This is a genomic window from Actinomycetota bacterium (assembly GCA_035536535.1).
Lineage (GTDB): Bacteria > Actinomycetota > JAICYB01 > JAICYB01 > JAICYB01 > DATLNZ01.
Genome location: DATLNZ010000022.1, coordinates 1 through 14,737 on the forward strand (window position 1 = coordinate 1; position 14,737 = coordinate 14,737).

Here is a 14,737-nt window from a genome sequence, read left to right on the forward strand (position 1 = left end):
GCCGCCTGGCTGCTCGCGCTGTACGTGGCCGTGGCCGACGAGCAGGGGGCCCCCCGAACGGCCCTCCGGGGCACCACTCAAAACGACATCCTGAAGGAGTACCTGTCCCGCGGCACCTACGCCTTTCCGCCGGACCCGTCCATCCGCCTGACCGCCGACACGATCGAGTTCACCGGACGGGAGATGCCGAAGTGGAACCCGGTCAACGTCTGCTCGTACCACCTGCAGGAGGCAGGCGCGGGACCGGTCTCGGAGATCGCCTACACGCTCGCCAACGCCATCTGCTACCTCGACGCCGTCCGCGACCGCGGGATGCTCACCCCCGAGCGGGTCGGAGCGATCTCGTTTTTCTGCAACGCCGGGATCCGCTTTGTGGAGGAGATGTGCAAGCTGCGGGCCTTCGGCGTGCTGTGGGACCGGATCACGCGCGAGCGTTACGGCGTCGAAGACGAGCGGCTTCGTCGCTTCCGCTACGGCCTGCAGGTGAACTCGCTGGGCCTGACCGCGTCCCAACCGGAGAACAACGTGTACCGGGTGCTGCTGGAGATGCTCGGTCCGACCCTGTCGAAGAACGGGCGAGCCCGGGCCGTCCAGCTTCCAGCCTGGAACGAGGCCCTCGGCCTCCCGAGGCCGTGGGACCAGCAGTGGTCACTGAGGGCCCAGCAGATCCTGGCCTACGAAACCGACCTGCTGGAGTACGAGGACCTGTTCGAAGGGTCCACGGTCGTGCAGGCAAAGGTGGACGAGCTCGTGGAGGCGGCGCAGAGCGAGCTGGACAGGGTCCTGGAGCTGGGCGGGTCGCTGAAGGCGCTTCAGTCCATGAAGGAGCAGCTGGTTACCGAGCACGCGCGGCGCCTGCGGGCCATCGACGCCGGCGACACCACGGTCGTGGGCGTCAACGCCTTCGAAATGACCGAGCCTTCCCCGCTGCTGGGCGACGGCGACATGCACATCCTGAAGGTCTCCGCGGAGACCCAGGCCGAGCAGGTCGAGCGGCTCGAGCAGTTCCGCGCCGGGCGCGACCCCCGGGCGGTCTCCGGCGCCCTGGATGCGCTCCGACGATGCGCGGCCTCGGGCGAAAACGTCATGCCGGCGTCGATCGAAGCCGCCAAAGCGGGCGTCACGACCGGTGAGTGGGCGGGGGCCCTGCGTGAGGTGTTCGGGGACTACCGGGCCCCCACCGGCGTCGGGGCGGGCTCACCGTCGACGCTTCCGGGATCGGAGTCGCTCGTGGAGGCGCGGCGCAGGGTGGCGGAGGCCGCCTCCCGGCTGGGCGTGCCGCGCCTGCGCATGCTGGTCGGCAAGCCGGGACTGGACGGCCACTCCAACGGGGCCGAGCAGGTGGCGGTCCGGGCTCGGGACCTGGGCATCGAGGTCGTCTACCCCGGGATCCGGCTCACGCCGGCCGAGGTGGCGGGGATCGCCGCGGATGAGGACGTCCACCTGGTGGGGCTCTCCGTGCTGTCGGGCGCGCACGACCTGGTCGTCCCAGAGGTGATCGACGCCCTGCGGGCACGGGGGGTGGACCCGGCCCGCGTGCCTGTCGTGGTCGGAGGCATCATCCCGGACGACGACGCCTCCAAGCTCCTGGAGCTGGGAGTGGCGCGGATCTTCACCCCCAAGGACCACGACCTGACCCGCAACCTCGTGGAGAGCGCAGGCCTGGTCGGCCGCTGACGGCAGGAAAGCAGCCCCCGAGGGAGAAGTAGGCCCGTAAGTGAGGGGTCGCCAGCGCGGCCCCAGGGGCTTTCTCAAGGGGGATACACCAATGCGTTCATCCGTACGCCTGATCTCGACCTTTCTCGTAGCGGCCCTTTCCGCCGCCACGCTGGCCGTCGCGCCGCCCGCGGGGGCCCAGGCCCCCTCGCCGCCGGGGTCCGTGAAGGAGCATCTGCTCTCGCTGCCGACCGACGTCATGCAGCCGGAGCTTGAGGCAAAGCTCGCCGCCGCGCAGCCCGGCGATCGGATCCAGGTGCTGGCTCAGTTCAAGACGATGGACGTCCGGCCCGCGGACATCCAGCGCATGATCGACCTGGGGTTCGTCTCCCTGGTGAAGCTGCGGATGCTGCCGATCGTGTTCGGCATCGGCACCCCCGACATGATCCGGGCGCTTGCGGCCGACCCCGCCACCCGCCGCATCGAGTTCAACCAGCAGATGGAGTACTCCCTCGAGCGGTCGACCAAGACGATCAAGGCGGACGAGGGCGTCTGGAATCGTTACGTGAAGGAAGGCGACAGGATCGGCCTCCCAGTCGACGGGTCAGGCGTAACCATCGCGGTCATCGACTCCGGTGTGGATGCTACGCACCCGGATCTGGAACTGGGTCGTAAGACCGTTGCCAACTACAAGTTCCTCGGCACGAGCGAAGCCGGATTCGCCAGGCAGGAGGCCCATGGGGAAGTTGTAGCGGGCATCGGGCTTTGGGCCCCGGTGGCCAACAGCGACGTCACCTCCGTCCACGGAACGCACGTGGCCGGGATCGCGGCCGGTTCCGGCGCGGCGAGCACGAACACGACCCTGCTTGGGTACGGTGCCCCCACTGCTCGCGAGCGGCGGGGAGTCGCCCCCGGGGCCAACATCCTGGGCCTGGGTGCTGGTGACGCGATCCTGGTGCTCAACGCCCTGACCGCTTTCGACTTCGTCTACACAGAGATCAAGGACTACGGGAACCCGTTCAACATCCGGGTGATCAACAACTCCTGGGGCGGCGCCGGGGAGTTCGACCCGGCGTCGTTCATAAGCCAGGCCGTGATGGTCCTGTCCTATGACATGGGCAGACACAACCAGCACATCGTGTTTGCGGCGGGCAACTCCGGACAGAGCACCAACAATGTCGGCAAGAACAGCTTGTGGGCGCGGATTCCGGCCACGATCGGGGTGGCTAACGTGAGCAGGAACGGCAAGGTGCCGAACGACGCGGACGACCTCACCACCGCTTTGGCCAGCGACTCATCGCGCGGGGTGAACGGGCGCCCCGAGACATTCCCGGACGTCGCCGCCCCAGGTACGGGCATCATCAGCGCCCTCGCGCACGCCAACACGGCGACCCCCTACGTCCCACTCCACGGGACGTCGATGGCGGCCCCACACGTGGCCGGGGCAATTGCGCTGATGCTCCAGGCAAACCCCGATCTCAAGCTGGCGGGCGTGCCCGACGACTTCGCAGCCAACGCGCCTGCGCCCTACAGAGACACGTTCATGAACCAGATCACCGAAGCGGAGTGGATCCTGAAGGCCACGGCGACGCACGTAACCGGCTCCTTTAGCCAGCTTCCTGGCTCCACCTACATCGCGGGCTCCTCGCACTCCCCTCATGACGGCTACGGCCTGATCGACGCCGAACGGGCGGTGGCCGCGGCGTTTGCCCTGCGCCGCCTTCGGGCGACGAACCCCGCGGCAACCGTCGCCGACGCCGTTGCGGCGGCTCCCGCCCTGATCGAGGACGTGACGGAGACGTACAACAACGTCGACACGCTCTCCACCGCGTGGGCCGGGCGTGTCCTGGTCGAGGGGACACCGGCACTCACGATTCGTCAGGAAAACCCCCTGACGGTGCCGGCCAATTGGAGCTCGCTCAAGCTCGGCCTGTCGTGGAACGGCGAACACCGTCTTTCCGGCCCGGACTACGGGTCCGGTGACGACGACACGACCGCACCCGTCCCGGCCGACCTCGACCTGCAGTTGTCCTTCATCCGCAAGTCCAATGGCGCCGTGGCCCGCACGATCATCACCTCGCCCGCGGCCCCCGCACCGGTAGCCGGCAAGCAGATCACGCTCACCCCCAGCTCCTCCTTCACCGGTCCCACCGGCGTCGTCACCGCTCTTTCCGACGCCGTAGTCGGGGATCCGACCAAGCCGTGGCAGGTGTCGGTGGTCACTCAGGAGGGCCTCGCGGGTGGAGTGGACTACGCGGTGGTGGCCGACCTCGCACACATGGGACTGGCGGAGATCGGCAGCAACTCCACGACCAGCCCGGACTGCACCAATGCGGCGTCGTGCCCGGCCGATGTGCTCGTCCGGTGGGGCGACTGGAAGGACTCGGACAACGGCCAGGGCTCCGGCCACGTCGAGTCCGACACGGGCAAGTCCCACAAGGTGGCGATGAAGTACTACAACCTGGGGACCACGGGGCTCAGCTGGTCTGCGCCCGGAAACGGAACTGCGGGGTCGTCCAAGTTCGACCCACGTGCCGCTGTAGGCGCACCTCTGCCGAGCCCGGTGCACCGCCTAAGCACCTCGGCCTGGACGGCCTGGCACACGGACATGGTCGTCCAGCCCCCGGACCTGGCGGTCTCAACCCTGGAGCTCCTGGGGGCGGTCACGGGGCAGTACTCGGATCAGGCAACGCTGTCCGCCAAGCTGCTCGTGGACGGCATCGCGCGCGGCGGCAAGACGGTGTCCTTCAACCTGGGGGCCCAGAACCTGACGGCCCAGACGAACTCCAGCGGCATCGCCACCGTGACGACGCGTCTCCTGCAAGCTCCTGCGTCCTACCCGCTGACCGCTTCGTATCTCGGGGAGACGACTATCGCCGCCTCGGCGGTGTCGGGGACCTTCGACGTGCTGAAGGACGACTCGACTCTGTCGCTCCAAGTCGCCCCCGGTCCCGCCGGGGCGGCCCTGCTGAATGCGAAGCTGCTGGACGCCGACACCCCCGGCACCGTGCTCGTCGGCAGGACAATCGAGTTCCAGCAGGGCGGCTCGCCGGTCGGAACCGCCATCGTGGACCCGAGCGGAATCGCCCAGCTCACAGTTCCCGGCGCAGATCCCGCGGCGGGCGAGTTCGCCGCCACCTTCGCCGGGGACACGTTCTACGAGGGCGCCGTCTCGGCCCCCGCGGCCTACGTGCCACACCTGATCACGCTGACGAGCGTCACCAACCCGATCCGGGACCGCAACGCCAACGCGGTGGCCGCGTCGGGGACGACCACCCCCGGCTCCACCGTGGCGGTTGTGGTTTCGGACGGCCCCCGGTCGCTGCCTGCGGCGACCTCCGTTGCCGGGGCCACGGGAGCCTGGGCCGTCTCGAACATCGACACCAGGCCGCTGGCCGACGGAACCTTGACCTTCACCGCGACATCCACGACCCCGAGCGGGAGCGTTGCGCAGGCGGTTGGGGAGTCGACCAAGACGACCAGCCCGAAGGCCCCCTCGATCCAGATCCGTCACGACGGATTCGGCTACATCACTGCGGATCAGCGTCCGGAGGCCCTGGAGATCAAGGTCACGCACAACGGTCCTTCGCCCGCCGTCCTCGGCGTCACCCTTACCGACTCGGCCGGGACGGCCCTGCCGGTCGAGGCGCCGGAGATTGCCGTGGGCGAGACGAAGACCCTGACGGTCGACGCTACGTCCCTGGTGGACGGCCCCCTCACTGCGCGGGCCGCCAACGGGTCCCAAGCCGCGACGGTGGTGGCGGTGATGGACAGGGTCAAGCCGCAGGTTACGGTCGGCACTCCGGCCGTGCCCGCTCTGTCCACGCCCGTTTTCGGGACGCTCAGCTTCTCCGGTACCGCGACGGACGCAACCTCGCCCATCCGCTCCGTCGTCGTCTCACTCAAGAACTCGGCGGGGCGCGAAGCCGGACGGGTCAACGCCTCCCGCGGCTCACCTGCTTCGTCCAGCACGACCTGGAAGGCGTCCTTCAGCCACCTGTTCCTGATGCCGGGTGAGTACACAGCCACGGCCTACTCGGTAGACGAGGCGGGTTTGACGAGCGACTTGGCCTCCGCCACGGCGCTCGTCATCTAGTCGCACGGACGTCGTCCCGGGCCCCCGCTTCGCGGGGGCCCGGGACAACTCCCTTCCGGGCCTCAGGTCCCGAACCACTAGAATCGGCCCCCATGGACTACGCCCTGGACCCCGAGCACATCGAGTTCCGCAAGGTCGTCCGGTCGTTCGCGGAGACGGTCATCGCGCCCCACTCGGCGGACTTCGACGAGCGGGCGGAGTTCCCAACCGACCTCGTCCTGCAGTGCGGACGTCAGGGGTTCCTCGGCCTGCCGATCCCCGAGGAGTACGGCGGTGCGGGCGCCGACTACATCTCGTACCTGCTGTGCGTCGAGGAGCTTGCGCGGATCGACCCGTCCATCGCGATCACCGTCGAGGCGCACACGTCGCTGGTTTGCAACCTGCTGTTCCACTTCGGTGACGAGAACCAGAAGAAGACCTGGCTGACACCGCTCGCTCAGGGCGGCAAAATCGGCGCCTTCGGCCTGACCGAGCCGGGAGCAGGCTCCGACGCCGGCGGCACGCGGACCACCGCCCGCCGCACAGACGGCGGTTACGTCATCAACGGGTCCAAGATCTTCATCACCAACGCCGGCACGGACATCTCACTCCTGACGATCTGCACCGCCCGCACAGAGGACGGAGAGATCTCCGCCTTCATCGTCCCGAACGGCACCCCCGGGTTCGAGGTCGGACGCAAGCTGCGCAAGCTCGGGTGGCACGCTTCGGATACGCGCGAGCTTGCTTTCACCGACTGCTTCGTGCCCGAGGAGAACCTGCTCGGGGAGCCGGGACGCGGGTTCCGCCAGTTCCTGGCCCAACTGGACGACGGCCGCATCGCCATCTCGGCCCTCGCGGTGGGACAGTCGCAGGGGTGCCTAGACGAGTGCCTGTCCTACGTTCGCGAGCGCAAGCAGTTCGGCAAGTCCATCGGCGAGTTCCAGGCCATCCAGTTCAAGCTCGCCGACATGGCGACCAAGATCCACCACGCCCGCCTCGCCGTCTACCACGCCGGCCGTCTGCGACAGGACGGCAAGCCGTACAAGCAGGAGGCGTCGATGGTTAAGCTGTTCTCAACCGAGATGGCCGTGGACATCGCCCGGGAGGCCGTCCAGGTGCACGGGGGCTACGGCTTCATCGAGGAGTTCCCCGTCGCACGCTTCTACCGCGACGCCAAGGTGCTGGAGATCGGCGAGGGAACCAGCGAGGTCCAGCGCATGATCATCGCCCGCCAGCTCGGCATGGACCCCGGCACCCGACCCCGGGGAGCCTGACCGCTAGTCGTCGGCATCGGGGGCCAGAAGAGCCCGCCCGTAGCGTTCCGGCGACTCAAGGATCCCTCGCGTGATCTGGTAGTGCGACGTGTCCTCCAGCGCCACGCGCCGCGGCGGGGACTCGTCGAAGCTGAAGATCTCGGCCTCCGGGTGCGTGAGCAGGATCGGAGAGTGGGTGGCGACGATGAACTGGGTCTGTCCTTCCGCAACCAGATCCGCCATCCGAGCCAGCAGCGCGAGCAGACGCCGTGGCGACAGCGCAGCCTCCGGCTCGTCGAGCAGGAACAGGCCCCGCTCCATGCGGTGAAGCACGACGGACAGAAACGCCTCGCCGTGTGACTGCGCGTGCAGCGAACGGCCGCCGTACCTGGTGAAGGGGTCGCGTTCGAAGTCCTGGTCCGCCGCCCGCTCGTCCAGCAGCGACGAGAAGTGCGCGTGGAACTCAGCCCTGAGGAAGTAGCCGTCCGGCGGCCGCTTGCCAAAGGCCGGCCTGAGCACCTTCGACAGAAGGCTCGTCTGCTCCGGTCCATGCCGGGCCCCCAGCTCGTTGCGTCCGCCTCCCGAAACCGGGAGCCCGGACAGGTCGGCTATCGCCTCAAGCACCGTTGACTACCCGGATCCGTTCTCCCCCAGCAGGAACGTGATCGGACGCCCGAACCGCAGGTCGAGTCCGCGAACGGAGGGGATGGAGTAAGGGAATGCGTCCCACTCCTCGACCTCGCCGTCGGTCAGGGACACGCGCTTGAGGTACGGCGGCTCCTTTAAGGGCATCGTGCTAAGAGGATGACGCGGGCCGGCCCCCCGTGCGGCCGCCCCCCAAAAGCAGATCACCCCGGCGCGGGCGCCGGGGTGATCGGGTGGAGCTCGGGCGCGTTAAGCGCTCTTGGGAAGCATTCGCGTCATCTTCGTCCCGCACTTGGGACACGCTCCCTGGGCGGCCTTGGAGCCGTTCGCCAGCTCTTTGACCTCGCCCTGGAACTCCCGCTTCTCCTTGCACTTGACGCAGTAGCCCTCGTAGTTGGCCATCTGATTCTCCTTTCGCGCCGGGGTCCACCCATTCTCGGGGGGCGAGGCGCTGAGAGGGCTCATCTTGGAGCGCTGCGAACGCTCACCGTGGTCGCTTTACGCCTGAGAGAGGCGGGAAGCCGGAAAACGTCAGCCCTGGAGGAAGAAAAACGACATCGCGATGATCACGTAGGCCCCCACGAGCTGGGCCCCCTCGAGCCAGTTGCTCTCCCCGTCGCCGGCGATCTGGGCCACGATCAGCGTCGAAAGCCCGACCGCGGCTATCTCGAACGGCGAGAACAGGAAGTCCATCGGGTGGCCCGTGGCGAGGCTGATGAACACCAGCGCCGGGGCGATGAAAAGGGCGATCTGGGTGGACGAACCGATGGCGATCTCCAGGGCGATGTCCATCTTGTTGCGCATGGCGAACAGGATCGCCGCGCTGTGCTCGGCGGCGTTGCCGATGATCGGCACGACTATCAGCCCCACGAACATCCGGGACAGTCCCAGCCGCTCGACCGTCGGCTCCATGGCCCCCACGAGCACCTCGGCCTCCAGGGCGACCAGGCCGGCCGCCACGACCAGAAGGGTCAGCGCCTTGGCCTTGGACCACTTGGGTTCCTCGTGCTCGTGCGGCGTCCGGAACAGGTGCTGGTGGGTCACGAGCGTGAAGATCAGCGCCCCCACGTACAGCACCATCAGCACCGCGGCCACCACCCCGCTCAGGACCTCCCGTTGGACAAAGTTCGTCCGCCCGGCCGTCAGCAGGAACAGGGCCGGCATGAGCAGTCCGATCACCGCGAGCACCAGCGACGCAGAGTGCACCGACGCCGCCTTGGCGTTGAACTTCTGCTCGGAGTGCCTCAGCCCGCCGAGCAGCAGGGACAATCCCAGCACCAGCAGCAGGTTGCCCAGGATCGACCCCGTCAGCGACGCCTTGACCGTCTCGAACTCACCCCGCAGGACCAGGAACACCGCGATGATCAGCTCGGTGACGTTGCCAAAGGTCGCGTTGAGGATGCCGCCGAGCCGCGGGCCGACATGGATGGCCAGCTCGTCTGTGGCGTGGCCGATCAGCCCGGCCAGCGGCAGAATGGCGGCCGCCGCCGTGAAGAACGCCAGCAGCTCGTTGTGGGCGATCAGCTCCGCGTAGAGCGATATCGGGACAAATACCAGCAGCCAGTTGAGCCGGGGCTTGAGGATGTTCCGCTGCTGGACCGCCACGCTCATGCGGGGCCCCCGGGGGCAGCCCAGCGGGGAGGGCGCTTTTCGAAGAAGGCCTTGATGCCCTCCTGTGCCTCCTCGCCGGCGCGCGCCTCTGCGATGGTGCGCACCGTCAGGTCCCTGACCTCGGCGGGGGTGCGGCCGATGACCTCGTCCACGAGCCGCCGCGTCCTGCGGACGGCCCCCGGGGCGGCAGCCAGGAAAAGCCGGACGTAGGACTCCACCACCTCGTCGAGCTCGGACTCGTCCACGGCGCGGTGCACGAGTCCAGCTTCGCATGCGCGCTCGGCGTCAAACGGCTCCCCGGACATGAACGCCGCTCTGGCGAACGCATAGCCGACCTTGCGGACCACGTAGGGGGAGATGACCGCCGGAACCAGCCCCAGCCGGACCTCTGTGAAGGCGAACTTCGTGGACCGGGCGGCCACGGCGACGTCGGCGCACGCGACGATCCCGGCGGCCCCCGCCATGGCGGCGCCGTGGACCCGCGCAATCACCGGAACCGGGCACGAGTCCAGCGCATCAAACAGCCGCGACAGCCGGGACGAGTCGCCCGCCGACGGATCCGTGCTGCCGGCGACGCTCGCCATCCACTTCAGGTCCGCTCCCGCGCAGAACACAGGACCGGCCCCCGAGATCACCAGGACCCTGGCGTGATCCGGCAGTCCGGACGCGGCCTCGGCGAGCGCGCTCATGAGGTCGCCGTCCAGCGCGTTGCGGACCTCGGGACGGTTGAGCTCCAGGCGAGCGACGCCCCGGACGTCCACGGTCAGGTTCACCACGCCCGGGCTCACCGCCGCCTCGCTCACGGCGCCTCCTCGTGGGAGCCGGGCAGGCAGTCCCCGCCGGACTGGAGCGCACGCGCGACCCGTCCAGGGATCTCCTTGCCGATCCTGCCGCACAGCCACGCGCTCGCCGCCGCCACCTTCCGGACGTCCACACCCGTCACTACACCCAATCCGTCCAGCATCCAAACCAGGTCCTCGGTGGCGAGGTTGCCGGTGGCGCTCTCGGCGTAGGGGCAGCCCCCGAGGCCCCCGGCGCTTGAGTCCACGATCGTGATGCCCATCTCCAGCGCGGCCAGGACGTTGGCGAGGCCCTGTCCGTAGGTGTCGTGGAAGTGGACGGCAAGCCTGGATGCCGGCACGCCGGCCGACTTAAAGGACGCCACCAGCTCCTGGACCTTGGCCGGCGTCCCCATCCCGATCGTGTCCCCGAGGGACAGTTCCTGGCACCCGAGGGCCATCAGCTTCGTCCCGGCCTCGACCACCTGGGGGGCCGGGACCGGGCCCTCCCACGGGTCGCCCAGCACCATCGACAGGTACCCGCGGACCCGCACGCCCGCGGCTGCGGCGGCAGCAACCACCGGACGGAACATCTCTATGGCCTCGTCGCGCGACCGGTTGAGGTTGCGCTGCGAGAAGGTCTCCGTTGCCGAGGCGAACACGGCCACCTCGCCGGCCCCGGCCTCCAGGGCACGCTCCAGTCCCTTCTCGTTCGGGACGAGCACCGGGTAACGCACTCCCGGGCGCTTGCGGATCGAGGTGTAGACCTCTGCGGCGTCGGCCAGCTGGGGCACCCACTTCGGGTTCACGAAAGACGTGGCCTCGACAACCGGCAGGCCCGCGTCGGCCAGACGCGCGATGAACTCGACCTTCACGGCCGCGTCCACGATCTCCGGCTCGTTCTGCAGGCCGTCACGGGGACCCACCTCCACCACGGTCACCTTCGGCGGCACGCGCTTGCGGATCGGAGCCGGAGCCTGTCCCTGCAGCGAGGGGTGGTCCGCGGACTGCCTGGAGGAGCCTCTCGGGGGGGGATGCGCACGCGACCTCGACCTGTCGGGCTCCCTGCCCGGCGGCCGGTGCGGCGTCGGCACCACCCATCTCCTCCTTGGCCGAAAACCCGGCCATCATAGGCACCCATGGGAATCCGACGCCGCCGCACCGGCCGCTCCGAAGGAGCCGCCGCGACCTTCCTTCGCACCGAGTCCGGCGCGGGGGTGGTTCTGCTAGCCGCGACGCTGACGGCTCTGCTGTGGGCCAACGGTCCGGCGATGCTGCCGGAGAGCTACGAGTTCGTCTGGAGACTGCCGCTGCACGCGGGGCCGCTGCAGTTCGATCTGCGCCACTGGATCAACGACGGCCTGATGACGCTGTTCTTTTTCGTGGTCGGACTGGAGGTCAAAAGGGAGCTGGTCACCGGCGAGCTGCGCGACCCCCGGACGGCCGCGCTGCCGGTGCTGGCTGCGCTCGGCGGGATGGTGGGCCCCGCGCTCGTCTACCTGGCCATCGTCGGGACGGGTCCGGACGGCCGCGGCTGGGGCATCCCCATGGCCACGGACATCGCGTTCGCCGTTGGCGTCCTTTCGCTGCTTGGCAAGCGGGTGCCGGTGGGGGCCAAGGTGTTTCTGCTGACGCTCGCCGTGGCCGACGACATCGGCGCGATCATGGTCATCGCCTTCTTCTACTCAAGCGGGCTGTCCGGACCGTGGCTTGGGATATCCGTGGCGGCCGTCGTCATGTCGGCCCTCGCCTACCGGCTGGCCGGGGGCCGGGAGCTCGTCCTGGTGCCGCTTTCCCTGCTGTCCTGGTTCGCCATGTACAAGTCCGGCGTGCATCCCACGATCGCCGGCGTCGCCCTCGGCCTCCTGACGCCCGCCGGCCCGGGAACGTCGCTGGAGAAGCTGGAGCACGGACTGCACCCCTGGACCAGCCGCCTGATCCTCCCGCTGTTCGCGCTAGCCAACGCAGGAGTGATGCTGCGCGGCGGCGGACTGCGCCTCGGACTGGGCTCCCGCGTTCTCTGGGGCGTGGCGCTCGGACTCGTGCTCGGCAAGATGCTCGGGATCACGCTGATCGCCCTGGCGGGGGTCAGGCTGCGGGTGGGCAGGCTCCCGCAGGGGGTCACGCCCGGAGTCCTGCTGGCGCTTTCGGCCGTGGCCGGGATCGGCCTGACGGTGTCTTTATTCATCACCGAGCTTGCCTTTGAGGGATCACGAGCCGCGGCAGCGGCCAAGCTGGGGGTGCTGGCCGGTTCGTCGGTGGCCGCGGTGGTGGGGGCCCTGCTGATGCTGACCTGCTGCCGGAAGGCGGGCCGCGATCGCCCGAGGGCCCGGTCCGCACTGGAATGAAGGCGCGGGGGGCGAGTCGGGGGCAACCCTTATGCCGCCTCACAGACGCATACCTGTTGCGGAGCCTCACCAGTGAAGGGAGTGCCCGTGAAATCGCCGTAGCGTTCGAGGAGCCGCAGGCCTCCCGCTTTGAGAAGGAATAGGAGTTCCTGGGGAAAGATGCTGCGCATCTCAAGTGGAGTGACGAGAAAGTCCGGGTCCTTTTCAGTCGAGAAGTACAAAACCACGCGTGTCACCTGCGCCGCCGCGTCGTAGCGCTCTTCAATGTCGACCCGTACCTCGCCCCGCTCGGGGTCGTCAAAGCGCTGCATCTCTCGTCGCGCGCCGTCGGCGCGAGCCAGGACTTGCACGCTTGGATTGAAGATGTCGAACGCAAACCTGCCGCCTCCATCCAAGTGGCGGCGGACCGATCGAAAGCACCGGAGGATGTCATCGGTGGCGTGAAGATGCAGCAGCGAGTTGGAGGCGATGAAGATGAACCTAAAGCGCCGACCGAGGTCGAAGTCGGCCATGTCGCCGGTACGGAGCGAGGCCCGTGCGTTGCTAGCAGCGAGCTTCGCTTGCGCCTCGATCAGCATCTCGTTTGAGAGATCGACGCCCTCGCATGGAATGCCGCGCAACGCAATCGGGAGCAGCAGCGGCCCCGTTCCGCAGGCCAACTCGAGCACCGGTCCCGCCTGCGACTCGGCCATGTCTGCATAGAACTCCGCACGCGTGCCCGGCCCGCTTGGTTGCGGATACATGAGGTCGTACAAGCGAGCGTGAGAGTACAAAGTCTCGTTCGTCATCTTCTTTTCATCCGCCTAACGACCTGGCGACTCCCAAGACACAACAAGCGGGTACTCAATCGAGCCAGAATGCGTCATAGACCTCGGGGCGCTCGTAAATGAACGTCGCCGACGTGAATCTTCCAGCGGCAATCTCATAGACGACCACTTGACGTTCTTCCAACCGGCGGTCCTTCCGCGAGCCTCGCGCCGTCACCAACGCGACAGCTCGCTCATCATTCGCCAGCACATCATCCAGTTCCAACCTCAGACCGCCCCCCGTCTTCGCAGCCACCTGCTTCCAGAACCCGAAGATCTCATCGCGCCCGATGTACGTCCCAGCAAGAGGCCCCTCACCACGAATGACCCACCGTGTCTCGGGACCGATCAACTCCGCCAAGGCCGCCCCATCACCCCGGGTCATCGCCTCGTACGCACCACGTACCAGAACCTCGTTCGGATGCACCAAGCACTCCCCCCTCAACCGACCATCCCGGCATCCCGACCTTCTACGACGGCTCGAAGTCGACCAGGGTCTGGCCCCGCTGGACTTGGTCCCCCGCGGCGCACAGCACGGCTTTCACGGTCCCGTCCGCCGGCGCCTTCACGGCGTGCTCCATCTTCATCGCCTCGACCACGACCAGGTCCTGCCCCCGGACGACCTTGTCCCCCGCTGAGACACGCACGGCGATGACCTGTCCGGGCATGGGGGCCTCCAGGTGCGCCGCCCCTTGGGCGTCGGCGCGCCGCTCGGCCGGACCAACCTCGATCTCGTGCTGAGTCCCCCGCCAGACAAGCCAACGGCCCCGGTCGGCGCTGCCGAACCACTCCCTGGACCTCAGGGCCAGGACGGTCTCGCCGTCGCACTCCCACCAGGCGTTGTCGCGGTCGTGGGCTCGCCTGATCCTGAACCCCGGCCCGTCGGCCCCCGGCCGCTCCGAGGCTCTCACAGTCCGTCCGTCGACCACGAAAGGACCCGTCCCCGCTACGACCACCGCACGCTCGAGCCCCGAGTAACGGACGACGACATGTGTGACGTTGCGGCCCAAGCCGCGCCACGAACCGCCGGACCCCCACGGATCCTGCCGTCCCCGGGGATGCAGGAGCGCCCACGCGGCCTCGGCGGCGGCCACCACCGCCACCGTCACGTCGTCCGGCTGCGGTGGATTCGCCGGCCGGGAGGACAGGTACCCCTCCATCCAGGTGGTAGTGACCCGGCCTTCGCGCACAACCGGATGTGACGTCACCTCGCGCAGGAACGCGATGTTCGTCCGGGGACCGAGGATCTGGGTCTCCGAAAGGGCCGTGTCCAGCTTCGAAAAGGCGTCGTCGCGTGAGGCGCCGTGGGCGATCAGCTTCGCCAGCATCGGGTCGTAGTCGGTTGTCACCACGCTGTCCTCGTCGATGCCGCAGTCGACGCGCGCGTCCTCAGGCCACCGGACGTGCCGGACGTCCCCGGCCTGCGGGAGAAAGTCCTGCTCGGGGTCCTCGGCGTACACCCGGACCTCCACCGCGTGCCCCTCACGGCGCACGTCGTCCTGCGTCAATCCCAGCGGCTCCCCCATCGCCACGCGCAGCTGCATCTCGACCAGGTCCAGGCCCG

Annotated in this window: 13 protein-coding genes; 4 read left to right on the plus strand and 9 right to left on the minus strand. The window is 68.5% G+C overall.

The window, feature by feature from the left end:
* The 3 genes from VNE62_01645 to VNE62_01655 all read left to right on the plus strand — a co-directional run.
* A partial coding sequence (locus VNE62_01645; GenBank protein ID HVE90992.1) for a protein meaA occupies positions 1-1,677 on the plus strand: 1,677 nt, incomplete at its 5' end.
* A gap of 91 nt (positions 1,678-1,768) precedes the next feature.
* The gene (locus VNE62_01650; GenBank protein ID HVE90993.1) at positions 1,769-5,752 is read left to right on the plus strand and encodes a S8 family serine peptidase; all 3,984 of its coding nucleotides are present in this window, start codon (positions 1,769-1,771) and stop codon (positions 5,750-5,752) included.
* 92 nt (positions 5,753-5,844) lie between these two features.
* Positions 5,845-7,005: an acyl-CoA dehydrogenase family protein gene (locus VNE62_01655; protein HVE90994.1), complete on the plus strand. Its 1,161-nt coding sequence runs from the start codon at positions 5,845-5,847 to the stop codon at positions 7,003-7,005.
* A 3-nt stretch (positions 7,006-7,008) separates the two neighbouring features.
* Here VNE62_01655 and VNE62_01660 read toward each other — a convergent pair whose 3' ends face one another.
* From VNE62_01660 to VNE62_01685, 6 genes are all read right to left on the minus strand, one after another.
* Positions 7,009-7,608: an AAA family ATPase gene (locus tag VNE62_01660; protein ID HVE90995.1), complete on the minus strand. Its 600-nt coding sequence runs from the start codon at positions 7,606-7,608 to the stop codon at positions 7,009-7,011.
* A 6-nt stretch (positions 7,609-7,614) separates the two neighbouring features.
* The gene (locus tag VNE62_01665) at positions 7,615-7,776 is read right to left on the minus strand and encodes a hypothetical protein (protein HVE90996.1); all 162 of its coding nucleotides are present in this window, start codon (positions 7,774-7,776) and stop codon (positions 7,615-7,617) included.
* Between the two features lie 102 nt (positions 7,777-7,878).
* Positions 7,879-8,031 (minus strand): DUF5679 domain-containing protein, encoded by a 153-nt coding sequence (locus tag VNE62_01670; GenBank protein HVE90997.1) that lies wholly within the window; start codon positions 8,029-8,031, stop codon positions 7,879-7,881.
* Between the two features lie 129 nt (positions 8,032-8,160).
* The gene (gene cax, locus VNE62_01675; protein HVE90998.1) at positions 8,161-9,240 is read right to left on the minus strand and encodes a calcium/proton exchanger; all 1,080 of its coding nucleotides are present in this window, start codon (positions 9,238-9,240) and stop codon (positions 8,161-8,163) included.
* The gene (locus VNE62_01680) at positions 9,237-10,043 is read right to left on the minus strand and encodes an enoyl-CoA hydratase-related protein (GenBank protein ID HVE90999.1); all 807 of its coding nucleotides are present in this window, start codon (positions 10,041-10,043) and stop codon (positions 9,237-9,239) included. The genes cax and VNE62_01680 overlap by 4 nt, the downstream gene beginning before the upstream one ends.
* Positions 10,040-11,008: a hydroxymethylglutaryl-CoA lyase gene (locus VNE62_01685; protein HVE91000.1), complete on the minus strand. Its 969-nt coding sequence runs from the start codon at positions 11,006-11,008 to the stop codon at positions 10,040-10,042. Before VNE62_01685 ends, VNE62_01680 begins: the two co-directional genes overlap by 4 nt.
* Before the next feature lie 150 nt (positions 11,009-11,158).
* Here VNE62_01685 and nhaA point away from each other — a divergent pair, with 150 nt between their 5' ends.
* Entirely contained in the window at positions 11,159-12,367 is a 1,209-nt protein-coding gene (nhaA, locus tag VNE62_01690; GenBank protein HVE91001.1) for a Na+/H+ antiporter NhaA, read from the plus strand.
* Between the two features lie 29 nt (positions 12,368-12,396).
* Here nhaA and VNE62_01695 read toward each other — a convergent pair whose 3' ends face one another.
* The 3 genes from VNE62_01695 to VNE62_01705 all read right to left on the minus strand — a co-directional run.
* On the minus strand, positions 12,397-13,122 hold the full coding sequence (locus VNE62_01695; protein HVE91002.1) for a class I SAM-dependent methyltransferase: 726 nt from the start codon (positions 13,120-13,122) through the stop codon (positions 12,397-12,399).
* Positions 13,123-13,210: 88 nt separating this feature from the next.
* Positions 13,211-13,600, minus strand: coding sequence for a nuclear transport factor 2 family protein (locus tag VNE62_01700; GenBank protein ID HVE91003.1), 390 nt, complete (start codon positions 13,598-13,600; stop codon positions 13,211-13,213).
* A gap of 43 nt (positions 13,601-13,643) precedes the next feature.
* The coding region (locus tag VNE62_01705) for a biotin/lipoyl-containing protein (protein ID HVE91004.1) at positions 13,644-14,737 on the minus strand (1,094 nt) is incomplete at its 5' end.

Coding starts and splice junctions, on each gene's coding strand:
- nhaA (HVE91001.1), top strand. CDS start 11,159: ATGGGAATCCGACGCCGCCGCACCGGCCGCTCCGAAGGAGCCGCCGCG.
- VNE62_01655 (HVE90994.1), top strand. CDS start 5,845: ATGGACTACGCCCTGGACCCCGAGCACATCGAGTTCCGCAAGGTCGTC.
- cax (HVE90998.1), bottom strand. CDS start 9,240: ATGAGCGTGGCGGTCCAGCAGCGGAACATCCTCAAGCCCCGGCTCAAC.
- VNE62_01670 (HVE90997.1), bottom strand. CDS start 8,031: ATGGCCAACTACGAGGGCTACTGCGTCAAGTGCAAGGAGAAGCGGGAG.
- VNE62_01650 (HVE90993.1), top strand. CDS start 1,769: ATGCGTTCATCCGTACGCCTGATCTCGACCTTTCTCGTAGCGGCCCTT.
- VNE62_01665 (HVE90996.1), bottom strand. CDS start 7,776: ATGCCCTTAAAGGAGCCGCCGTACCTCAAGCGCGTGTCCCTGACCGAC.